The sequence below is a fragment of the Dyella humicola genome, from assembly GCF_026283945.1.
Classification (GTDB): domain Bacteria; phylum Pseudomonadota; class Gammaproteobacteria; order Xanthomonadales; family Rhodanobacteraceae; genus Dyella; species Dyella humicola.
On the sequence record NZ_JAPDPC010000001.1, the window covers coordinates 3,105,043 to 3,128,146 of the forward strand.

19 protein-coding genes are annotated in these 23,104 nt (G+C 62.1%); 9 read left to right on the forward strand and 10 right to left on the reverse strand.

The features are described from left to right. Positions 1 to 94: 94 nt before the first annotated feature. Positions 95 to 1,585, reverse strand: a complete 1,491-nt coding sequence (locus tag OUZ30_RS13750; protein ID WP_266182869.1) for an HD domain-containing phosphohydrolase — start codon at positions 1,583 to 1,585, stop codon at positions 95 to 97. A gap of 207 nt (positions 1,586 to 1,792) precedes the next feature. On the opposite strand from OUZ30_RS13750, the gene OUZ30_RS13755 reads away from it, so the two are divergent. Then, the gene (locus OUZ30_RS13755) at positions 1,793 to 2,524 is read left to right on the forward strand and encodes an alpha/beta hydrolase (RefSeq protein WP_266182870.1); all 732 of its coding nucleotides are present in this window, start codon (positions 1,793 to 1,795) and stop codon (positions 2,522 to 2,524) included. 132 nt (positions 2,525 to 2,656) lie between these two features. Here OUZ30_RS13755 and OUZ30_RS13760 read toward each other — a convergent pair whose 3' ends face one another. Continuing rightward, complete coding sequence (locus OUZ30_RS13760) at positions 2,657 to 3,205, reverse strand: cytochrome P460 family protein (protein ID WP_266182871.1); 549 nt, start codon at positions 3,203 to 3,205, stop codon at positions 2,657 to 2,659. Between the two features lie 394 nt (positions 3,206 to 3,599). On the opposite strand from OUZ30_RS13760, the gene thiM reads away from it, so the two are divergent. From thiM to OUZ30_RS13785, 5 genes are all read left to right on the forward strand, one after another. Beyond that, a complete protein-coding gene (thiM, locus tag OUZ30_RS13765; protein WP_266182872.1) occupies positions 3,600 to 4,403 on the forward strand; it encodes a hydroxyethylthiazole kinase in 804 nt (267 codons plus the stop codon). Positions 4,404 to 4,917: 514 nt separating this feature from the next. Continuing rightward, positions 4,918 to 5,262, forward strand: coding sequence for a hypothetical protein (locus OUZ30_RS13770; protein WP_266182873.1), 345 nt, complete (start codon positions 4,918 to 4,920; stop codon positions 5,260 to 5,262). Positions 5,263 to 5,799: 537 nt separating this feature from the next. Further along, entirely contained in the window at positions 5,800 to 6,756 is a 957-nt protein-coding gene (gene tehA / locus OUZ30_RS13775; protein WP_266182874.1) for a dicarboxylate transporter/tellurite-resistance protein TehA, read from the forward strand. Positions 6,757 to 6,795: 39 nt separating this feature from the next. Then, positions 6,796 to 7,044, forward strand: coding sequence for a hypothetical protein (locus OUZ30_RS13780; RefSeq protein ID WP_266182876.1), 249 nt, complete (start codon positions 6,796 to 6,798; stop codon positions 7,042 to 7,044). 154 nt (positions 7,045 to 7,198) lie between these two features. After that, positions 7,199 to 8,854 (forward strand): acetolactate synthase large subunit, encoded by a 1,656-nt coding sequence (locus tag OUZ30_RS13785; protein WP_266182877.1) that lies wholly within the window; start codon positions 7,199 to 7,201, stop codon positions 8,852 to 8,854. 143 nt (positions 8,855 to 8,997) lie between these two features. Here the strand turns inward: OUZ30_RS13785 and OUZ30_RS13790 are convergent, their stop codons facing one another. The 5 genes from OUZ30_RS13790 to OUZ30_RS13810 all read right to left on the reverse strand — a co-directional run bounded on the left by OUZ30_RS13790 (position 8,998) and on the right by OUZ30_RS13810 (position 16,228). After that, the gene (locus OUZ30_RS13790) at positions 8,998 to 10,806 is read right to left on the reverse strand and encodes an MOSC domain-containing protein (RefSeq protein WP_266182878.1); all 1,809 of its coding nucleotides are present in this window, start codon (positions 10,804 to 10,806) and stop codon (positions 8,998 to 9,000) included. Between the two features lie 113 nt (positions 10,807 to 10,919). Then, positions 10,920 to 11,861, reverse strand: a complete 942-nt coding sequence (locus tag OUZ30_RS13795) for an aldo/keto reductase (RefSeq protein WP_266182879.1) — start codon at positions 11,859 to 11,861, stop codon at positions 10,920 to 10,922. 267 nt (positions 11,862 to 12,128) lie between these two features. Beyond that, positions 12,129 to 13,616 (reverse strand): efflux transporter outer membrane subunit, encoded by a 1,488-nt coding sequence (locus tag OUZ30_RS13800; RefSeq protein WP_266182880.1) that lies wholly within the window; start codon positions 13,614 to 13,616, stop codon positions 12,129 to 12,131. Between the two features lie 18 nt (positions 13,617 to 13,634). After that, complete coding sequence (locus tag OUZ30_RS13805; protein WP_266182881.1) at positions 13,635 to 15,131, reverse strand: DHA2 family efflux MFS transporter permease subunit; 1,497 nt, start codon at positions 15,129 to 15,131, stop codon at positions 13,635 to 13,637. Beyond that, complete coding sequence (locus OUZ30_RS13810) at positions 15,128 to 16,228, reverse strand: HlyD family secretion protein (protein ID WP_266182882.1); 1,101 nt, start codon at positions 16,226 to 16,228, stop codon at positions 15,128 to 15,130. Before OUZ30_RS13810 ends, OUZ30_RS13805 begins: the two co-directional genes overlap by 4 nt. Positions 16,229 to 16,456: 228 nt before the next feature. Between OUZ30_RS13810 and OUZ30_RS13815 the strand changes: the two genes are divergently transcribed. Further along, positions 16,457 to 17,143, forward strand: a complete 687-nt coding sequence (locus OUZ30_RS13815) for a TetR/AcrR family transcriptional regulator (protein ID WP_266182883.1) — start codon at positions 16,457 to 16,459, stop codon at positions 17,141 to 17,143. A 156-nt stretch (positions 17,144 to 17,299) separates the two neighbouring features. Continuing rightward, positions 17,300 to 17,806, forward strand: a complete 507-nt coding sequence (gene mug, locus OUZ30_RS13820; protein ID WP_266182884.1) for a G/U mismatch-specific DNA glycosylase — start codon at positions 17,300 to 17,302, stop codon at positions 17,804 to 17,806. Between the two features lie 124 nt (positions 17,807 to 17,930). Here the strand turns inward: mug and OUZ30_RS13825 are convergent, their stop codons facing one another. The 3 genes from OUZ30_RS13825 to OUZ30_RS13835 all read right to left on the reverse strand — a co-directional run bounded on the left by OUZ30_RS13825 (position 17,931) and on the right by OUZ30_RS13835 (position 21,683). Next, positions 17,931 to 18,554, reverse strand: coding sequence for a DNA-3-methyladenine glycosylase (locus tag OUZ30_RS13825; protein ID WP_266182885.1), 624 nt, complete (start codon positions 18,552 to 18,554; stop codon positions 17,931 to 17,933). 91 nt (positions 18,555 to 18,645) lie between these two features. After that, entirely contained in the window at positions 18,646 to 21,306 is a 2,661-nt protein-coding gene (locus tag OUZ30_RS13830; RefSeq protein WP_266182886.1) for an ATP-binding protein, read from the reverse strand. A gap of 26 nt (positions 21,307 to 21,332) precedes the next feature. Further along, positions 21,333 to 21,683, reverse strand: coding sequence for a DUF4242 domain-containing protein (locus tag OUZ30_RS13835; protein ID WP_266182887.1), 351 nt, complete (start codon positions 21,681 to 21,683; stop codon positions 21,333 to 21,335). A gap of 590 nt (positions 21,684 to 22,273) precedes the next feature. Between OUZ30_RS13835 and OUZ30_RS13840 the strand changes: the two genes are divergently transcribed. Continuing rightward, positions 22,274 to 23,101: an alpha/beta fold hydrolase gene (locus OUZ30_RS13840; RefSeq protein ID WP_266182888.1), complete on the forward strand. Its 828-nt coding sequence runs from the start codon at positions 22,274 to 22,276 to the stop codon at positions 23,099 to 23,101. Positions 23,102 to 23,104: the final 3 nt, after the last annotated feature.

The following is a 23,104-nucleotide window of genomic DNA, read 5'->3' on the forward strand; positions in this document are numbered from 1 at the left end:
GCGGCTTCCCGCGACGAAATATCACGCGAAGAACGCGTTCATTCCGGCAGATCCAGAAGATAGGTTTTGGCAGCCAAGAGCCGACCACGACGATCTAAAGCAAGCCCAGCTGCGTCGCTTTCAAGGTAGCTGCCGCACGCGTGGAGCACTCCAATTTCCGGAATACGCTCTCGATATGGGTGCGCACGGTACTCGGGCTGATGGACAGCTTTTGCGCTGCCTCCTTGTTGCTCGCGCCAAGGCTGATCCAGCGCAGCACATCGCGCTCGCGCGCCGTAAGGAGGCTGGTCAACGGCGTAGCGACTGGCTTGCCCCTGCTCGCGCGCGGCACCTTCAACAGTGCGCGGACGACATCAGCGTCGTAGCGGCCGGCGGCCGCCTCGGCCATCATCAATGAACCTGCCGCGCCTTCCTCCAATGCTTCTCGCCACGGGCGCGCGACGTACAACGCGGCTAGCGCCGACGCGGCCGCCAGGATGCGTCCTTCGATGGGGATAGTCCCGGCCTTGGCCTCGCGGTAGTAGCCGGATCCATCCGGCCTCTCATAGGCATACGACGCGACTTCCGCCTCGTCTGCGAGTGAACCGATCTGCCGCGCGGCCCGTGCGGTCCAATAGGGAACGAGGCGCACCCGCTCCCACGCCGATTCCATGAGTTTGCCGGGCGTATCCCAGATCATGTTTGGCACTGACGCACGACCTATGCCATGGATCAGCGCGGCGCGGTAGACCTTCTGCTGGCGAGACGCGTCCAGGCCCAGCTCGATCGCCGCGTTCAGGGCGAGTTGCGCCACCCGCCGCGAGTGCCCGGTCATCCAAGGCAGCTTCAAGTCGATGACATGCGCCAGGATTTCCAACGACGTGGTACGCCCGGCAAACGTCGTCTCGAGTGAACACGGTCCTGACAGCGTCGGGTCGCCTTCAAGTTCCGCCAGCCAGCGCTGGGCGTTGTCGATGAGCAGCGAAGCCAGACCAAGCGGATACATCACGTCTGCGCGCTGGCCAATCAGTCGACACGCCTGCTCCAGGCCATACAGGCGATGGAAGATATCGAGGTCACCGGCGAGCGATGCCATGTAGACCGACGCCGGAACCTGTTCGCCGCGCAGGCCATCGGGCGCTCCGCTGCCGTTGTGACTTTCAAACAGATGATGCAACGCGAACTGGGTCGCCTCGCCCAGGCCCAGCTCCTTGGCGATATCCCCGGAGACTTCGCAATGGATGCGCGACAACGAGAGGAAGGCCGAACCGATGCCGCCAGTGCTGGAATGGGATTGAAAGCCGCCGTCGGAGGATTGGATGGCGAGCAGCGCATTTCGGCCGCTCACGTCGTCGCCGAACAGCTGTGCGAACTCTGGGGCATTGGCGGTGCAGCCTGACCAGCGCAGCAGCGCGACCGTCGTGGCCTCCGTGCAAGTGGCGTCATCGGCAGCCGCGGCCCTGGCCAGTTGCCCAGCCATCCATGCGACCCGCGGTGAATGGTCGATGGGCTGCCCCATGGCGAGATCGCCCACGAACGCGATCGACCGGATCACATCGAGCAAGGCGACGGCGGAAACGTCCACGGAGGGTCGGGAGCTGTTCATGGGCAGGAAGTCTAGCGCCACCGCTACCGCGCCAACCTCGGTCATTCAACCGATGGTGCGCGTGGGCGGCAGCGCGCAAGCTGCGCCCCGGATCGATCGCAACACCCGCCCTCTTCCACGCGATGTATGTCCCCGTTCCATTACGCCAACTAACCTCTGGAGTATCCCATGTCCATCAAAGCTCTTGGTCTCGCCGCCGCCACCGCCATGGCCTTCGCCTCCACCGCCAACGCCGCGGCCCCCAAGGCCCAGGAAGTCGTCAAGAACGTCGTGCTCGTGCATGGCGGTTTCGTCGACGGCTCTGGATGGCAGCAGGTTTACAACATTCTCAAGAAGGACGGCTACAACGTCACCATCGTCCAGAATCCAACCGCCTCGCTGGCCGACGACGTCGCTATCACCAAGCGCGCCATCGCCAAGCAGGACGGCCCCGTCGTGCTCGTCGGCCACTCTTACGGCGGCGTGGTCATCTCCGAAGCCGGTACCGACCCCAAGGTCCAGCGCCTGGTATATATCGCCGCGTTTGCCCCCGACCAGGGCGAGTCGGTTCAGTCCCTGATCGCCAACCCGCCCCCGGGCGCGTCGCAGCCGCCAATCCTGCCGCCACAGGATGGCTTCCTGTTCCTTGATCGCGCGAAGTTCGCGGCCGCGTTCGCGGGCGACGTCCCCGCCGACGAAGCCAGCTTCATGGCGGACTCGCAGGTGCCATGGGGTGTCCAAGCCTTGGGCGGTCAGGTGACGGTGCCTGCTTGGAAGTCGAAGCCGAGTTGGTATCTGGTCACCACGGAGGACCACATGATCCCGCCGCCGGCGCAGGAGATGATGGCCAAGCGCGCGGGCTCAACCGTTGTCGAAACGCGTGGCAGCCATGCGATCTATGTCTCGAAGCCGGAGGTCGTCGCCAAGATTATCGAGCAGGCGGCGCTCGGCAAAAAGTAATCGCGACCATGGAGCGGGGCGCAGCGCGCGCCCCGCTCCTCATTACCCATGGAGGCCACTGCAGCCATGGTGATGCTGCGGTGCGGTTCGCTAGAACCACGTGAGGCATGCCAAGTCGGATGCCAGCGTGGTTCAACGTTTCTGGTACGGGTGGAAGATGTAGTTCTTCGCCTCCACTTTCACATGGCACTTGTGCCCGCAGTCTGCGAGCGCCGTCGGATCGACCTTGAATGTGTCGGATGCGACCTCGTAGTTGAATAGCGCGTAGCCCCATCCACCCGTTTTCGGGAATCGCTTGCTGTCCTTTTCCATGACGAACGCCTGTGAGAAGACGTCCGGCACATCCACGACGAAGGGCGCCTCGGTGCTCTTCTTCGGCTTCCACTGGAGCTTCACGATCTTCGAACCCTCCGGGAAGGGCTGGCCGTTGCCGGGGATACCTGACTTGTACGCCTTGATCATGATCGGATTGGCGACGATCACCTTGAGCACTTCGTCGGTCCGGGCGGAAGAGACCACCGACCAGTCCTCGTATCCTCGGAAGTCAGCAAACGCGATGCCACCCGGCGATACCAGTGCGTACTTGTCGTTGTTCTTGTCCTGCGCGTAAAGGGCCGCGCCGCCGAGGACGGCGAGCAATCCCGTGGCCAGCGCGATCGTGAGCTTTCTTTGGCGCTTCATGGCTGATCCTCGCTTGGCTGTCGTAGATGAGCTCCATTGACCGGCGACTTGCTCACCCACAAGTTCGAACGAACCGCGTATCGCGGCACCACTTCGGCAGGCAGGTGCAGCGCACCCGTCGCGCGGCTCGATATCGGTTGCCGAGTGTAGTCAGCACTATTTCATCGCCGCGTGAATTCGTCGTCGCGCACGCGATGGTTCCGCCAACGAGCTACGACGGTTGATCCATACTTTACGAGCCTTGGCTGCTTTGGCTTGGACTGTCCCTGAGATGACAGCACTTCCAGCCTATGATGGGTGTCCGGGAACGCCGAAGAGCGTGCTCGATTCATTTCAACACAGGATTGGCTGTGCTCTATGCGCTAGACCACGGCTCGGCCAGGAGAATGCTTTTATGTCGATAACCCAGGGCGACGAGCTCACCTCGATGCGGGCGACCGCCCCACTCGTACACTGCATCACCAACTACGTCGCCATGAATATGGCTGCCAATGTGCTGCTCGCTGCAGGAGCGTCGCCCGCGATGTTGCATGCGCAGGAAGAGGTCGCGGAATTCGCCTCCCTTGCCAACGCGCTGACAATCAACATCGGAACACTTTCCTCACCCTGGTTGGCCGCCATGAAATTGGCGGCAGCCAGTGCCAATGCCTCGCGTACGCCGTGGGTGTTGGACCCGGTAGCCCATCACGCCACTGCCTTCCGGCGAAGCTCCATCAACGAACTCATCGATCTCCGTCCCACGATTATTCGTGGCAACGCGTCGGAGATCATTACGTTGAGCGGTGGGTACAGCGAGAGCCGTGGCGTCGACAGTCTGGATTCCGTGGCGGCTGCCGAGGATGCTGCCGTACGCGTAGCCAGGCAGCGTGGATCCATTGTCGCCGTCACGGGGGCAGCCGACTTCGTGACGGACGGTGACTGCGCCGCCCGCTTGACCGGCGGATCGCCGCTGATGCCACGGATCACGGCGCTGGGTTGCTCGCTGACCTGCATGATCGGTGCCTTTGCGGGAGCCCGCCCCACCCACTTGCTTGGCGCTACCGTTTCGGCCCTGGCTTACTTCAAATTGGCGGGTGAGTTGGCGGGACAGCAGGCTGCAGGCCCTGGATCGTTCGCTTGGCGTTTTCTCGATGCCCTGGCATCCATAGAGCAGGACGATCTAAACGCGTGGATGGAACACGGCGTCGTCACCCTCTAGTAGCGGGAATTCCATTGGCTGCACCCTCTCGACGGCCAAGCATCGGACGCCTGCCTATCGCAAGCATCCCGTTCTTGGGGGCCTATACCGACTGCACACGCGTGCCCGTCGCCAACGACCGAAGCACCGTGCCATAGCCGGCCAAGATGGGCTAGCCGCGCGGCGGCCCCCAAGGGCTTCGTCGCATGCGTGGCGCCAGGGCCATCAGGCCCTTCCCAGGGCCAGTCCCCGCCGCGCGGGTGCCACCCGACTTTGTGCGGGGTGTCTTTCGGCCGTCTCGCCCAGCCGGGCGATCCCTGAAGCGCGCTCGCGCGCCCGCCGCCTCGGTCGCCGAGTGGCTCTCTTCGCGTCGCCTTATTTTTATACATTTACGCACACAACTATTGACCGCGACCTTTTTGAAGAATATTATCCGCTTCGGTACAAATATTACGCGCGTGCAATCCGGGCGCCCTACAGACACAGGAAACCAATCCACGGCGATTCGTCGCCACCATTCTTGGAACTCATGCATATGAACACCTCACGCTTCTCCACACTTACCGCGCTATCACACAAACGCATCGTCGCCAGGGCCCTGATACTGGCGCTGAGCCTTGTCGGCACGCCGTTGCTGGCCGGGCAGACCGTTGACGCGAAGGGGCCAGCGCACGGCGCGTCGCAGCGCCAGTCGGTGCCCAGCTCGCGCGGCGACGACAAGCACGACGAGTCGGGCAGTCGGATCAACGGCCGCGCCGATTGGGACGTCGACTATCCCTCGCAGCTCGCGCCGCCGGAGCTGAAATCGCCTCGCGATACAGACGCGGTCGCGACCTTGGCAGCGCCGGCTTGCAGTGCGGCGGACGAGTGCGCGCCGTAACTTCCGTGGCGCTAACTGCGGGCTGCCGTGGGTGACCGGGTTCGCCTGGAAGGAGATCTCGGACTGGGCCTCTGGCCATGCTGGCGCGCTTGAGTCGTCTTCCGTGATGGCTTGAAACGCGCGCCACCGCGGGCATCGATATGCTCCTGCAGATTTTCAATGAAGAGATGGCACCTGGCTGGCACATGGCATCCCGCCGCCATCAGTGGCAACAACGTGGGGCGCTAGCGCTGCGGGCCGCCGGAAAACGCGAGCGTAGTTACCCAGGTATCGGTGACACCTTGGTGCAATGGCGGTCGCGCTGCCTGCCGAGTAGGCTTTTCGGAGAAGTGGGCGCGAATCCACGGCGCGCTGTAATCCATAGCCAACAAAGGTACGGGTTTCAGCTTGCACCTATGGGACGTGGGCGATGCGCGGAACCGGGCTGCGGCGTGGCGAACTGCGCGAGGGTTGTGGGATCGCACAGAGGTGCTTTCTCAAACGACCTGGCACGAGCCGCGCGTCGCATGTAGCACCGATTTATCGAGGCGCGCCGCCATGGCACTGCTGAGCAAGCTACCGATTGTTCCCGCGAGCTTCTTTGGCATCGTGCTTGGCATCGGGGGCTTGGGTGGCGCATGGCGCGCGGCGCACCGCGTGTGGCAGCTGCCGTCGCTGATCGGCGAGGTGCTGCTGCTCATCGCGACCCTTGTGTGGGTCATGCTGTTGGCCCTTTATGCGCGCAAGTGGATCTTTGCGCGCGATCAAGCACTCGCCGAGCTCAGCCATCCAGTGCAATGTTGCTTCGTTGGCCTGGCCGGCCTGACGGCCATGGTGATCGCGATAGCGGTATTGCCCTATTCGCGGACGACAGCCCTGGTGCTGTTCGCCCTGGGCTTCATCTATACCGTCGCCTTCGCCGTGTGGCTAACCGGCAGCCTGTGGGAAGGTGGACGGGACAACGCGAACATTACGGCAGCGCTCTATCTGCCCGTCGTAGGAGGCTCGTTTGTCGCGGCGGCCGCCGCGGCGGCATTGGGCTACGCTGATTGGGGACAGCTCGCATTTGGCGCCGGCGCTTTCACCTGGTTGGCCGTCGACGCCATGCTGCTGTACCGCCTCTATGCTTCCGAGGCTCTGCCACCCATCATTCGCACGACCATGGGCATTCAATTGGCGCCGCCCACCGTGGGAGCGCTGGCCTACATCAATGTGTCCCATGGTCCGCCTGACATGTTTATTCACGCCATGCTTGCTTATGGCTTGATGCAGGCCGTCGTGCTCACACGCATCCTTCCGTGGATAGCGGCACGGCCATTTTCGATGGGCTACTGGGGCTTCAGCTTCGGCGTGACGGCTCTTTCAACCGCACCCTTGCGACTCATCGAGCATGGCGAAACCGGGCCGTTTGCCGTACTGGCGCCGTATCTGTTCATCGGCGGAAATCTGATTGTCCTGCTGATGATCGCGGCTACCATCCGCTTGCTATGGCAGGGCAAGCTGCTGTCTACCTAGCGAGTGCACTATGGTGAGGCTTTTGACGAGGAGTCAGCCATGATTTCAGCCATTTTTCTGATCGCGCCCCAGGTTGTCAGGACCGAGCACATGGAAGAAGCGCCGGAGCTTCTTGAGCGCGATGGCGTCACGTTCTCGCTTCGTGGCGGACCTCGGCAACCGAAGCCAACGGACCGCGTCTGGGATTGTGTCGCCGTGTATGCCCCCGACGAGCTGACGGAAGAGGAATTCCAACATCTCTACGAAACCAACCGGCCCCAGGTACCCGAGCTGAATTTGCACTACTGAGTGCACGGAACCAAGCACATGCAGCTTCGATGCCTCCAAATGCCAGAGGAGCACGGCACGCGGATCGGCAGAGACGCAAGCAATGTCGCGATATTCGACTTCCACTTCGCGGTTTCCAGTCGATCCCGGAAGCTGCCACTTGAGGTGAATCACCATGGCCAAGGGCTCTGACTTGCTGGTTGCGGCGCTGGAAAACGAAGGCGTCGATCGCATCTATGGTATTCCCGGCGAGGAGAACCTGGACTTCGTGGAGTCATTACGGGCGTCGAAGATCGAGCTCGTGCTCACCCGCCATGAACAAGCCGCCTCCTTCATGGCCGCAACGCAAGGTCGACTCACCGGTCATCCTGGAGTATGCCTATCGACGCTTGGGCCCGGCGCGCTGAACTTCACCACCGGCGCAGCCTATGCACATCTAGGTGCCATGCCCATGTTGATCATCACCGGGCAAAAGGCCATCAAGAGCGCGCGGCAGGCACGCTTCCAAATCGTCGACATCGTCGCCGCCATGCGGCCGCTGACGAAGATGACGCGGCAAATCGTGTCTGCGGCATCGATACCTGCCCTGGTGCGCGATGCATTCCGGGTGGCCAGCGAAGAGCGACCGGGGCCAGTGCATCTGGAGTTACCGGAAGACATTGCCGTGGAAGAGGCCGATGTGCGACTGGTGCCGCCGCACCGGGTCGACCCTCCCATTGCGGCACCCATGTCCGTAGAGCGAGCGGCCGAGATGATCGCCAAGGCCGCATGTCCCATCATCATGGTCGGTGCGGCCGGTAATCGGCCACGCCTGGTGGAGCCGCTTTCGGATTTTGTACGCCGGCTGCAAATCCCATTCTTCAACACGCAGATGGGCAAAGGCGCCGTCACGGGCGGTTCGAATCTGTATCTCGGCACGGCTGCGCTTTCTGAACACGATTACATCCACAGCGCGATCAAGCGGGCGGACCTGGTGATCGCCATTGGCCACGATACCGTGGAGAAGCCTCCGTTTTTGATGGGGGGAATCACCGGTGGCCCGAAAGTCATCCATATCGGTTACGAATCCGCCCATGTGGAGCAAGTGTTCTATCCGGACGCCGAGCTGATTGGCGACATAGGCGCCAGCGTGACCGCGCTTGCCGACCGTCTCGCTGGCCGTGTGAGTGCCGACCCGAACATGCTGACGCTGCGGAAGCGCATTCTCGAACGCATCGGCGAGCGCGGCGATTGCGCCGCGTTCCCGCTGGTTCCGCAGCGCATCGTGCGTGATGTCCGTAGTGCCATGCCCGAGGATGGCATCGTGTGCCTGGACAACGGCATGTACAAGATCTGGTTCGCCCGCGGGTATCGCACGTATGTGGCCAATACCCTCTTGCTCGACAACGCGTTGGCCACGATGGGCGCAGGCCTTCCTTCTGCCATCGCGGCAAAGGTGCTCTATCCGCATCGCCGCGTTATGGCGGTCTGTGGGGACGGCGGCTTCATGATGAACAGTCAGGAGTTGGAGACGGCCGTCCGCCTCGGTCTTGATCTGGTGGTGCTTATTATTGAGGACAGTGCCTTTGGCATGATCCGCTGGAAGCAGGCCGTCGATGGTTTTGCCGACTTTGGCATGGGTTTTGGCAATCCCGACTTTGAACTGTATGCCAAGGCCTACGGTGCGCAAGGGCACCGCATAGAGGCCACCGATGCACTCTTGCCGACGCTTGAGATGGCGTTCAAAGCCGGCGGTGTGCACCTGATCACGGTGCCGGTGGACTACAGCGAAAACACTCGCGTGCTCATCGATGAGCTAGGCAGCATGCCAGAGAACATCGCGTCGCCTTGATGGGCCTCTTCACCGATGAAGAGCCTAACGAGAGCGATTGGCCATCCGTTCCACCGCTCGCGGCGAACACCATCATGAACCAATGCCTATGGCGGCTCGCGCCAAACCACGTTCAATGCCGTCGAGTCGCTCGAACAAACAGGCTAGAGGTCAAGTTGTAGATCGCCCATCGGCGACGAACAGCATATGAGAACCCGCCCTTCCGCCGGTGCCTCGAGAGGCTCCGGCGAGTAAGTCACTCGCCCACCGATCAGGGCTGTCTCGCAATTGTGACAAACGCCAGTACGGCACGACCAGCGAACAGGAACATCGCATGCCTCGGCTAGCTCCAACAGGCTGAGGTAGTTGCCATTCCAGTGGACCATCAGACCACTTCGCACGAACGAGACTGCTACTCCCTCATTGCGTTCGTCTTTCGGTGGGTGCGGGAACGTGTCAGAGATGGACGTAACGCCAGGTCGAATAGCATCGAGCGCCCCGAACAACTCCGATGAAATGTTGGCATCGGCGTAGCCGGCAGCGCGGAGACCGCTGCGCGCTGCCGATAGGAACGCGGGCGGCCCACATAAATAGAAATGCGCATCGCCAGGGATCTGAAGCACCGCGAGTCTCGCCACGTCGATGCGCCCTTCGACATCAAACTGCGCGCCAATATGGTCAGTCGCGTTCGGTTGGCTGAAGCCGATCAGCCGCTTGAACTGACCCAGACCTGCAAGCAAGCCATCAACTTCCTCAGCAAACACGTTTTCATCGCCACTTCTGGCGCCGTAGACCCAGTAAACCGTCCTGGGCGAGGCATCGCGCCGCGCAGCCAGCTCATGAAGCATCGCCAGGAGAGGGGTGATCCCGATGCCCGCCCCCCAGAAAACCACGGGATGCGGCTCCTCGCTCAGGCAGAACGTCCCGCGTGCTGCACTGATGCTCAAAACGTCGCCAGCGCGCACTTCATCGTGCAGGTATCGACTTCCTTCGCCGGCGTCTCGCTTGACGGAAAAACGATATCGTCCCGGCGTGGAGCCATCGGATATCGAGTAACTGCGCATCAGCGGAAGACGAGGAGGTGGCGGTGTCAACTTGACCACCACGAACTGTCCGCCTGGTGCGGGCGGCAGCGCTTCGCCCTCGGCCGCTTCAACGGTAAACGAGCGCACCGAAGCACTTTCGTCATGGGTCGCAACGATCCGCACCGCCCGGAAGCCATTCCAGGCCGGCGCTGCGGAGGCAGCGCCGGTGAGGCCGGCGTTGCCCTGCCCTGTCTCCCCGGCAGCAAGCAAGGCGGCGAACGAATGGCGCCAGCCTTCGCTAAGCGCCGGCATCTGGACGGCACGCTCGAGTTCCTCTCGCGGATGGCCGGGTAGATATAGCAGGGCATCCACGTCTGCCACCGTCATGCCATCACCCGATCGCTCCTTGACGAACTGATCTCCCGCGCCCACCAGTCCCTCTTCGATCACTCGGCAGTAGAACCCCGGGCGCTTGTGCGAGACGAGCAGAGAAGCCATCTGCGGGTTCTCCATTCGAATGCCTACCCGATAACAGGTCACCCGAGGTTGCGTTACTTCCAGGAGTGCTTCTCCGATGCGATAGCGGTCGCCAATGCAGACCTCGTGATCGGCTAGACCATCAACGGTGAAGTTTTCCCCGAACGCGCCGTAATCCAGCGGGGCGCGCCGCAAATAGGTTTCCCAGTATCGATACGACTCAAGCTGGTAGACCATGACCGCGCGATGTTCGCCGCCATGCCCTGCCAGATCACCCTGGCCGTCGCCGTCGATATTCAAGCGTCGGACCATCACCCGTCCTGTCACAGGCGTTTTCCATACCGCGGTATGGACCACCTTTCCCTGCCAAGGAATGTCTTTCGGCAGGCCAACATTGATCGAGAGGAGTATGGCCATGATCCTGACCTCAAGCGCCATCTGGCGCTGTTGGTTTGCAACGAATGCCGTCACGCACGCGCCCGGCATGACCCGCTAGCGCGCAACGCCGGCTACCCGGGGACCGGCGGACAGCACCTCTCGCTGTACCGCCGGCATCGGTTTTGCCGGATCCGCCTGGCATTCACTCATTTTTCCCGCGGGACAAAACCGGGCAACCCGGTGTCGACGACCTGATTCAAGCGGATCCTCGTCGTGATGTCATGCTGCATCGCCTGCAAGGCGTCTTCCGGCAGCGGCGATATGTCGAAATTCTCCAAGATATGATCCGGGTTGGTCGACGTAGTCAGGAACGCGGTGCCGCGTTGCAGAGCCCAGGCGAGCGCAACTTGCGCAGGCGTCTTGCCGACACGCTGCGCGATGTTCGTGATCACCGGATCGTTCACTACCCTCGGTTCCATGCCATGGCCCAAAGGAGCGAACGCGAGCAGCACGATGCCTTGCTGTTGGCAGAATTCGAGCAGCTCCCATTCGGGGAGATACGGGTGGCATTCGACCTGCACCACGGCAGGCTTGATTCGGGCCGCCGCGACAATTTCCTTCACCGCGTCCAGGCGCACGTCCGATAAGCCGATATACCTGCACAGGCCCTCGTCAACGAGGCGCTCCATCGCTTGCCACGTCTCCAGCAACGTTACGTCGGAGTCATAGATCGGCCGACCATCTTCGCCGGTCGGATACTGTTCCTCGCCAGACGCGAAGGCAAAGGGCGTGTGGATCAGATAGCAATCCACGTAATCCAATTGCAGGCGACGGAGGCTCGCCTCGAGCGCAGGCTTTACGCGCTCAGGACGATGATTGTTGTTCCACAACTTCGTAGTGACGAAGAGATCCTTGCGCCAGACCGTCCCTTCCGCAAAGGATTCCTGCAACGCGGTCCCGACCACGTCTTCGTTCCGGTAGATCTCGGCAGCGTCGATATGCCGAAACCCGATCTCCAGCGCCACCTTGATGGCCTTCTTGGCCGCGACGGGATCGGCAATCAACGTACCAAAGCCGAGAGCAGGGATGGCCCCCTTTCCTCCAGCGAGCGGAATGGTCGTGTCACGGAGGGTGTTAGAACGGTGCATGCTTGTACTCCATTGTGGGGCCACCTGTCGCACAAGTGGCGTAATCCGCCGGCGCAGTCCCGCATGTCAACGCAGCCAATCGCGATGCTGCATGCGTGAAGCGACGTCGACGGCTTCAGATCATTCAATAACGCCAGAGCAAGCTAGGTAGCGTAGTCCGCGTGCAGCAGCCGTCACGTGAAAACTCAGGCCGTTGCAATCGCCCCGGCGACGCGCGACCTGCCGCTCCGGCTTTTTTTCGACCGCCTGCCCTGGTGCGCAGCGCGCTCATTCGGAAGTCAGACGTTGGCCGCGATCCGCCGCAGTTCGCTCGAAGGCTTCGCTCGCATTGCCGCCGAGCGCAACGGAAAGCTGCACCGTATCGAGATACTGTGCCGATTTCGCCCGGATCTGGCCGATCGATGCCCGCTGATAGGCCCGCTGAGCGTCCAGTACCTGGAGCACGCCGGTCTCACCTGCCCGGTACCCTTCCTGACTCAACCGCAAGCTCGCCGCGGCGGCATTCAAGGCGCGCTCCTGCGCGGCATATTCCTCGCTGTCATGGTTGATGGCCTGCAGCACGTCGGCGACTTGACCCAACGACTTGACGACCGTCTGTTGGTAGCCAGCAAGGGACGCCTTGTAGCCATCGACCGAGGCGCGACGGTTTGCCTTGAGCGTTCCGCCATGGAAAATTGGCCCCGTCAGCCCAGCGGCGATGCCCCACAGGGTTCCCATCCCAGCGCCCGGCCCTACCTGGCTGAGCGACGCCGAGAGCTGCAGGTGCGGGTACATGTCGGCCGTGGCTACGCCGATCGCGGCACTTGCTGCATGAAGCTGGGCTTCCGCCTCGAGGATGTCCGGCCGTTCGCGAGCAAGCTCCGAAGGCAGGCTGACGGGTAGATGCGCCGGCAGCGCGAAATCGTCGAGATCAAATTCTGGTGCCACCCAGTCGGCGGGGCCTTTACCCGCCAGGACTGACAACGCATGGCGCGCGGTATCGCGCTGTTGAGCGAGCGGCGGTAGCAGGGTCTCATCCTGCGCCAGCTGGCTCGTCGCCAGCGCGATATCGACCTGCGTGGCGCTACCGTACTGGTGCGCCGAGCGGACGAGCTCGAGGTTCTTCTGATCATCGGCGAGCAGCTTCTGGACCGCGTCTATTTGCGCCCGCGCGGATGCGAGCGAGATAGCCTGGCTGGCGACGTCGCCGGTCACCGTCAGGTAGGCAGCGTCGAAGCGATGCCTCTGGAGATCGGCCAATGCCGTCCGCTCCTCGACCAGCCGCTTGGTGCCGCCGAAAATGTCGAAGTCGAAGCTCACCGTCGGACCGACCGCGTAGAAGTTGGACGTCGATGGCGCGCCGGTGCCATCGGAGCGCTGGCGACCAGCCTGAGCGCCAAAATCCACCTGCGGCTTCAGCGCACCCGCGGCGGCCGCAATGCCTTCGTCCGCTTGAGCGATTGTCGCATCCGCCGCTTCCAGGTCGAGGTTGCCTTCGATCGCCTTGCGCATCACTTGATCGAGCTTCGCGGAACGGAAGGTCGACCACCAATCGCCATCGATCTGCTTGTCGAAGTCGGCGTGCTGCGCGCCCACCGTCCCACCACCCCCGGCAAGCTGAGTTTCGGCATCGACATCGTAGTGTTTCGACGCAGACGCCGACGGTCGCTCGAAGTTGGGGCCCACCATGCACCCGGATAGAAGCACGAGTGAGGACGTCGCCACTATTGCCATCCGAACCATGCGCCCGGACAGGATCGATCTAGCCAATTTCATTTTGCAGCTCCACGAAGGTCAGTGACTGGTACGCGGTTTGCGAAGAAACAGAACAAGCGGGCTCACCATCAGCATGGCGATCATCAAGAGCTTGAACTGGCCGATGACCGCGATGATCGCTGCCTGCCCGGTGACCAGTTCATTCATCAAGGCGAGTTGCAGCCCCGCGAGGTGGCCAGTCGCGTGGGCAACGGCGCCGTAGGGCCTCAGGTTCTTGGCGAGGGCCAGGTGCATACTTTGGGTATTGCTATAGAAGAAGATCTGCACGATCGCGATGCCTATCGTGCTGCCATACAGCCGCGACAGGTTGAAGACGACGGTGCCTGCCGAACGGAATTTCGGATCCAGCGTGCTGAAGGCGGCCCTGCTGAGTGCGGGCAACAGAATGCCGAGGCCGGCGCCCTGAAGCGCGCCTGCTGCGATCACCGGCAACGAATCCATCAATGGCGAATAACCAAGCATCCGCCAGTTGCCGTAGATCACCAGAGCCATGCCGCCGAACAGGAACAGTCGGTTGTCGATCCGCGGCGGCACGCGCCACGTCAGAATCAACAAGGCCACCAGTGCTGCGCCGCGCGGGATCGTCAGGTAACCGGCCGTGTCAGCCGGATAACCGAGCAGCTCTTCGAGCATCGGCGAAGTGAGGGCCAAGGTCGGTAGCAGGACGAAGCCGAACACGAAGAACATCACAGTGGAGAGACTGAAATTACGATCCCTCAGTACCGCCGTGTTGAGGAAGTGGTCTTTCCTGGTAAACACGTGCACGGCATAGAGGTAGAAGCCGAGCAGCGCAGCCAGGCCTTCGACCCAGGTCTCGGTCGACGCAAACCATTCCATGCGTTCGCCGCGATCCAGCATCATCTGCAGACCCGCGATGCCTATGGAGAACGTCGCGAATCCAAAAAAATCGAAAGCCGGGCTTTTTTCTGCCTTCTTCTCCTTCAGGCAAAGAGCCATCGTCAGGAAGACGGCGCCGGCGATCGGAAGGCTGATATAGGAGAGTGAACGCCACCCGTAGTATTCGCTGAGCCAGCCGCCCATGGCCGGACCGCTGACGATGCCGAGCATCGCCGTAACGCTCCACACCGGGCCGATGCGCCCATGCCTCAGGGGCGGCAATTCGTCCAACAAAATGGCCATCGATAGCGGCGCAAGCGTGCCGCTCGCAGCGCCCTGAAGGATGCGGGCGAATACGAACTCCAGCGGCGTCGTCGCCAGCGTGGCGAGGCCCAGCGCGACGGCGAAGATGGCGATGGAAACCTGGAAAACCGTTTTGCGCCCGAACCTGCCGGCGAGCCAATGGGTCATTGGCATCACGATGGCGCCTCCCGCTATGTACGACGAAAACACCCAACCGATCTCATCATCGGTCATCGACAAAGCGCCTTGGACGTGTAGTACCGCCGCGTTCGGGAGCGAGATGTTGTACGCCTGCATGTAGGTCGCGAGCAGGCCGGCTGCGATGAGGGCACGATGCCGCCACACCACCCTGCTCGGGTTAACGAGGGTGCTCACTGAGCCGCTCCCGCCACAGGCGCCGCCTGCCGGGTATCCACGCGCACATTGACGCTGATGCCGGAGTACAGCGGCCACTTGGCATCGGCGGCATCCAGTTCGAGGCGCACCGGCAGACGCTGCACCACCTTGACCCAATTACCAGTCGCGTTCTCAGGCGGCAGTACCGCGAATTCGGATCCCGTGCCGGGGCTCATGCTGATGACGTGCGCCTTGAAGCGGTGTCCCGGATAGGCGTCTACATCGATGGTTGCCGCCTGGCCCGGCCGCATATGGGTTAAGCCGCTTTCGCGGAAATTCGCCTCCACCCATACGTCCCGGCTCGACATCATCGAGAACACGGCGGCGCCGCCATTGACGAAATCGCCTACTTGCAGATCGTCGACCTTGGTCACGATGCCGTCGTCGGGCGCCACCACGTCGGCATAGGAAAGGTCCAGCCGCGCTCGATCCAGCTGTGCTTTAGCCTCGCGAACCGTCGGGTGTTGATTGACATCGAGTTCGGGGTCGCCATTCAAACCGGCGATACTGTTCGCCACCTGTTGTTGGACCGAAGCAATGTGCTGCCGGGCAACCTTCAAATCGGTTTCGGCCTGCTCATAGGACGAGCGTGAGGCGAAATCCGAAGCCAGCAGCGCCTTTTTCCGGTCGTACTCGCGCCCGGTGAAGTCGGCCGAATCCTTGGCGGATTGAAGCTCAGCCAACTGCTGGCGATACGTCGCCTTAAGGCCCTCCACCTGCAGGCGCGCACTGTTTAGTCTCGCCGCAGCTTGCTCGACCGCAATCCTGTAAGGCTCCGGATCGATGCGAAACAGCAGCTGGCCCTTGCGGACACTCTGATTGTCCTTGACCGCGACTTCCACCACTTGCCCGGAAACCCGGGCATTGATGGAGTCCTTCGCGGCCCGAACGAAAGCATCATCGGTCGTTACGTAAGGTTCGTCAGCCAGGTATTTCACCCCACCGCCAACGATCAGCAAGAGCGGCAGCGCGACCATCAGCGGCCAACGCAGCTTCGCCCTGATACCCCGGCGCATCGTCTCGGCTTGATCGCCTGAATCCAGGCCACTAGCCATCTCATCGAATTGTTTGCGCATCATAAGATCCGAAATCACCGTGGGAATTACGCCGGTACCGGCCATCGTTGGTTGGGTTGCTGCCGCCTTCGCAGGCGCTCCTCGGCGGAGTCCAAGTACGGACTCACCTGCTCGTCACTCAAGCTCGAGCGGCCGCCGCCCGGCAAACCAGCTATTCATGCAGCCACCTCTCTGCGCCTTCGCCAGCGCGTGGTGACCTGACGAGCGGCACGGGCCGCCTTCGCCCGCTTGCTTTTTGTACTGCCGCGTATAATATTCTCGCAAAAGCTGGAGGTCAAGTTTTTTATGCGAAACGATACAAAACAAGGCGAGGCAGCAAAGAGGCCCCGGGGCCGGCCACGCGCCTATGAGCCAGAAGTGGCACTGCGGCAGGCGGCCGACGCCTTCTGGAAGGGCGGCTACTCAGGCACATCGCTGGACGACATCACGGCTGCGACCGGCATGAATCGGCCGAGCCTTCGCGCGGCGTTTGGCGACAAGCACACGATGTATCTCAAGGCACTGACCGATTATTGGGACCTCAAATTCGCTGTGATGCATGAAACGCTCGCAAGCGATCGGTCCTTGAAAGACACGCTGATGAGCGTTTATGACGCAGCGCTATCTATCTATTTCTCTGGCAATGGCCACGCACGCGGGTGTTTCGTGGTGGGTACGGCCATCACCGAAGCCGTCAACGATCCTGAAGTCCAGAGCATCGTCATGGATGGATTGCGTATGCTCGATGCGGACTTCGAGGCTCGCCTGAAAATGGCCCGCGATGCGGGAGAGCTGAAGCAAGACGCTGATCCTGGAGCGCTCGCCGTGCTCGCTTCCGCGACCATGCATACGATTGCCATCCGTGCCCGGGCGGGCGTGCCTCGGAAGGACCTGAGGAAGCTTGCGCGAAAGGCGGTGAGCGTGATCTGCGGATGAACAGTGGGCGGCAGAGAGTACGCTTTGAGGGCGGTCGGCCGGGCCGCGGCTCGCACCTCATTGGAGCTATCAGCGTCAGCGGGTCATTGACCGCGACTTCGGTGAAAGCTCATCGGATGACGGAGCACGATGCTTGTCTGACTCGTGAGGCGAGTCATGCCTGACTCCCTCCCCGACATCATCGCTCCGCATCTAACCGTGCTGTTCTGCGGCATCAACCCCGGAATGATGGCGGCGGCCACCGGGCATCATTTTGCCGGACGCGCGAATCGGTTCTGGCGAGTGATTCATCTTGCCGGCTTCACTGCGCAGGAAATCCTGCCCGAAAACGACCGCCTGATCCTTCGAAACCACTGTGGCCTGACGTCGGTGGTAAAACGGCCAACAGCACGGGCAGATCAGCTGTCGCCCGAAGATTTCATTTCTTCTGCCGCCGGGTTCGAGCAAAAGGTCGGGCGCTATGCACCGCGTTTCGTCGCCTTTCTCGGCAAGGCGGCGTACGCCGCGTTATCGGGTCAACGAGAGGTCGCCTGGGGTTTGCAAGCCGCGACCATCGAGCACTCTGCCATTTGGGTACTACCCAATCCCAGCGGGCGGAATCGCGCGTTTTCGCTCGATCAACTGGTCGAGGCTTACCGCCAACTCTATCTGGCGGCAGGTTAGCGTTTAGCGTCAGAAGCTCGTCGAACGAAATGCTTCTGCCGCAACTCTGGTGCACCAAGGGCATGCAAAGCAGCGCTCTGCCGGCCGTGCATCAGCGCGCGGTGAAGACCGCCTGGCAAAACCATTAGGCGCTTGTCAGCACGGGGCCAGATACGTACCGATTATTCGGCACGCGCCATCGCCACGGCAGATCTTTTGCCAGTCGGATGCCGACTCGAGGTCCACCCGAGAGGTTTTCCGGTGCCGCGATACCGTCGTCAATGATGGCGTAGCCATCACGCGCGCCGGCTAGATCAATGCCATTTTGCTCCCCGGTAATGCCCATCGCCTGTGTCAGGCGAGCCGGCCCCCGGCACAGGTCGCGATCCTTGGTCCCCCAGGGACGCGCTTCGCGCATTCGCTCCAGGCCATGCAAAGGCTCGATCGCCCGGATAAGCACGCCGTCGCCCGCCGGCGTGCACACGCAATTGCAACACCAATGCATGCCATAGGTGAAGTAAACATACATATGCCCCGCAGGGCCAAACATGATGGCGTTTCTCGCGGTTTTGCCACGAAAGGTGTGCGCTGCCGGGTCGACCGAACCGACATAGGCCTCTACCTCGACGATACGACCTGCCCGACCGTCGGCGGAGGCCAGTATTTTATTGAGCAACTGCGGCGCCACCGTGGTTGCTGGCTGTTCGTAGAACGATCGCAAGAGGACCGCCCCCGGCCAGGCGACCGCCCGATGAGATCCTTTGGACATCCCACAGCTCCATCGATCGTATCGAAGGCGACATTCTAGGCATTGCGAATGTCGTCCCTCGGTCAAGATGTTCCAAAGAGGCGTGCCCGGACTATCTCAACACTCGACCTTGCTCGGTTAGCCCGAGGCGACCTGCGGCCGCGACGGCTTCACCTCGCGAGCCCACCTCGAGTTTGCGCAGGATCGCTGATATGTGATGCTCGACGGTCTTCTCGGAGCGAACGATCCGGCTAGCAATTTCAGCGTTCGACAGTCCCTTGGCCAGCAAGGACATCACGTGCCGCTCGCGCAAGGTCAAACCGGCGGGATTCGCTACGGTCGTGGCTCTGGGACCACGTGTCACGCCGCGCACGCCAGCCTGACGCAGCTGTTCGCGACAACGCCTGACGGTGGCGCAAGCACCTAAAGCGGTGAAGGTTGCCAAGGCCTCAAGCTTGCTGGCTTCGTCACCATCCAACAGCGCCACGGCGCGCATGTAGGGGCAATCGAGTCGGTCCCAGATCGCAGCCGCAGCCCGCCATCTTCCATCCCATTGCAGCGCGTAAGGATCGTCTTCGTCATGGTAGCTACCCTGCACGGCGCCGAGCTTCCAACACCAGAAGCCAAGTTCGCCTAGCGCACGCCGGTCACTCAGCTGTTCAGCCAACTGGTAGGTCTGCTGCACCAATGGATCGGCCAGACATGCATCACCATGTAGCCACGCCGCCTCTGCACGGGCCGCGGCGATAGGTGCAAGCCGTTGCAGCTCGCCGGTGGCGCGGGCAAGCTCGCTGGCTTCGTCGAGCAGTTCGCTGGCACCGGGATCGCCACGCCGCAAGCGGATCCGTGCCAGCACCGCCAACGCGGGAATGCGCGTGACCGGCGCTACCGTCGGGCGGGTAATGAGTTGGCCGGCGATCGTGGCGGCAGCTTCCCAGCGCCCTTGCTCGAAATCCAGGCGCGATTGCCAAGCCAGTACATAGTTGGACCACGAATCGAAGTCGCGTTCGGCGAAATACACCCCGGCTGCCCGGATCGTTTGCATGGCAGCCGGATAGTCACGGATGGTGACCTCCGTGCTTGTCAGGTTGGCATATGCGCGCGCGACATGTTCGCCATAGCCTCGCTCAAGGGCCAGACACAGGCTTTGCTCGAGGAGAGCTTTCCCCCCTACATCGCCACTGGCGTATAGCGCCGTGCCCACATTGTTCAACGCGTGAGCCAAGACTTCCGCATCACCGATCTGCTTCGCCAGGTCGATCGCGCAGGTGCCCCAGGCGACGGCATCTTCGGTTCGCCCGGCAAGCATATATAGCTGCGAACGATTGCTCAGCGCCCAGGCGAGTTCGCTATCCGCCGGGAGGCTCTCAAGCAGTTGCACCGCCTGGTCCGCGTAGGCCTCGGCGTCTCGATTGCGCCCGGCAAACCAATGCAGGCGCGAAAGCCAGCGCAGCATGTGTCCCTCTTGCCGCTGGCTGCCCAACTCACGCCAGATGGCCAGCGCCTGCAAGCCCGCCGCGATGGCGTTGTCTGCCTGATCGGTGAGGTAGCACTGGTACGCGCGCTGTTCGAATAACTCCGCCTGTGCCTTCAGGGGCAGTTTCGCTGCATGTGCCAAGGCCATGCCATAGAGTGTGGCCGCCTCGCAATGCGAACCGTGTGAAATCGCCTCCGCCGCCGCTTGCGGCGCATATTTCAACACGGCCGCAGCGTCCCCGGCCCCGGCGGCGTGATGCACCAGGCGCGCGGTTGCCACGTCATCGTAGCCCGCTTCCAGGCAGGACAGCACGCGCGCGTGCAACGCTGCAGCCAGCGGCTCGGGCAATGCCTGCTCCATCGAGATGCGCGCCAGTTCGTGCCGATAAGCGTAGAAGCCGCTGCCTGCCGTAAGCAACCCTGACGCGAGTGCAGCCGAAATCTCCTCGACCGTCGGAGCGAGCACGGCGTCCACCGTGCTGATCTCGATACGAGTCGGCACGATGGCCACGAGGTCGAGCAAGGCACGCACCCCGGGTGGCTGCCGTGCAGCGCGTGACAGCACAGCGTCTCGTACGGTAGCCGGCACGCCATCGGCCCCCAGGATCTCCGTAACGAAAAATGGATTTCCACCCGTGGCGGCGAAAATACCTTCCGCCAGGCAACCCGATCGCTGCGCCATGCTGGCCACCCCCGCTTCGGACAACGGCAGCAGCGGCACGCGTATCAACGCGTCCGCCGGCAAATCGCCGAACACCAACCGCAGTGGATGCCGTTCGCCCAGCTCGTCATCGCGATAGGTCAGCAACAGCAATGCACGAACCTGGTGAATGCGTCGGGCGAGATACTTGACCAGGTCCAATGTCGCTGCATCCGCCCAATGCATGTCCTCAAGGATCAGCAGCGTCGTGCGAGGCGATTGCTGCAGATCGGCAAACAGGGTCGCGAAAAGCTGTGACCGAAGCCCGTCCACGCCCAGCATGCCTTGCAGATGCGTATCGAAGGCGCTCGCCATGTCATAGACCGGACCCAGGGGCCGGGGCGAAAACAAAGCCTCGCAGCCTCCGCAAAGAATGCGTTCTTCTCCGCATTCACCTACCAGGCGCCGGACGAGCGAGGTCTTGCCGATCCCCGCCTCACCGCTTACGAGCACGGTCAGTCCCTCGCCCTGGCTTGCCCGCCCAACAGCATCACGCAAGCGTTGCAGGGCGTAATCTCGTTCGATCAGCTCCACCGCCTCGGCTCCCGAAAACCTGCCCGATTGTCGCACCGGGCAGGTTCCAAGCGAGTAAATCATGGCGCCATCCACGCGCGTTCACTTGATCAAGCGATGTAACTGAATGGGAGCCACGGCGTTCTGAGGTGGGCTGCAACAAAAGACTCGTGACCGTCGCGCCCCATGCCGAGATAGAAGTACGGATCGAGCACCGATACCTCCGTAATGCCGTTCACCGGCAGCGCGTTGCGTCGACCCACCTGGCGGATCGCCTCAGGTGTGGGTGCGTCATAAACGCAAAACGTCCGGGTCCGGTCAAGGCTCACATAGGAGTGCACCCAGGTGACGCCCTCTTCTGCATTGGTGTTGACGATCTTGCGGCAGAGGCGATCGCCCGTCTCATTGATGGGCAGATCCAGTCCTTCAGGAAAGGCTCGTTCGACAATGTATCGCGGCATGATGGTCTCCTAGATAGAGGCACAACTCAGGGCCGAGCTGCGATTGAATGCTACGAAGACGGGCCTTGTGCGACATCGGGAACATCCCCCAGATTGCGCGCTAGCGACCCCCAATTTGGCGCTGACGGGAGCGCCACCTCCGCATCGCGCGGCTTTCGAGATGCGAAGAGCGCGAGCTCGGCATCCTCTCTCTCCCTGGCTAGGCCCTGCATCGTCCGAACAGAGCGGAACCTGATTCCCCATACCTGCAACAACAGCCATTGCGGCGTGCGGGATGCCGACACCAGCCCAGCTCAAGCGCGCGCGCCGCCATCGCCCCTGGATTCCTCGTATACGTCGTGTTGACCCGCCAGCGGCGATTCTCCCGCGACACAACGGCGCCACCGCATCGATCCCATGCTTTGTAGCCTCAGACTGCCCGTTCGCGCGGGAGGCCGGTTTCGCGGTTTTGCTGCGTTGGCTGCGTTTGCGGCGATGGCATCCCGACGGAGGCCACCGTCGCGATCGCGATGCCGTTTCCATCGGCAACCTTTAGTGCGGGCGCGAACCCATCGACGGCCACACCGCATGCGACCACTGGAGTATTCCGAATGAGCAGCACCATCACCTCCAAAGACGGCGTCGACATCTTCTACAAGGACTGGGGCACGGGGCAGCCCATCGTGTTCAGTCACGGCTGGCCACTATCGGCCGATGATTGGGATACGCAGATGCTGTTCTTCCTGAGTCATGGCTATCGCGTGATCGCGCACGATCGGCGCGGCCATGGGCGCTCCACCCAGACGGCCGATGGCAACGACATGGACCACTACGCCGCCGATCTCGCGGCGCTGACGGAGGCCCTCGATCTGCGCGATGCCATCCACGTGGGTCATTCGACGGGCGGCGGCGAAGTGGCGCGCTATGTGGCCCGCCATGGGCAGGAACGGACGGCGAAGATCGCTCTCATCAGCGCTGTGCCACCGATCATGGTCAAGAACAAGAACAACCCGGATGGAACCCCGATCGAAGTCTTCGATGGTTTGCGCGCGCTACTCGCAGCCAATCGGGCCCAGTTCTATGTGGACATTCCTTCAGGACCTTTCTATGGCTACAACCGCCCGGGTGCCAAGGTCGACGCGGGGATCATCCAGAACTGGTGGCGTCAGGGCATGATGGGCGGCACGAAGGCCCACTACGATTGCATCAAGGCGTTCTCGGAAACCGACTTCACTGAGGACCTGAAGAACATTCACCAGCCTGCGTTGGTCCTGCATGGCGATGATGACCAGGTGGTGCCTTACAAAGACGCAGGTGTCCTTTCTGCGAAGCTGCTGAAAAACGCGACGCTCAAGATCTATCCCGGCTTTCCCCACGGTGCGTTCACCACCCACGCCGACGTGATCAATGCGGACCTGCTTGCCTTCATAAAGAGCTAGCGC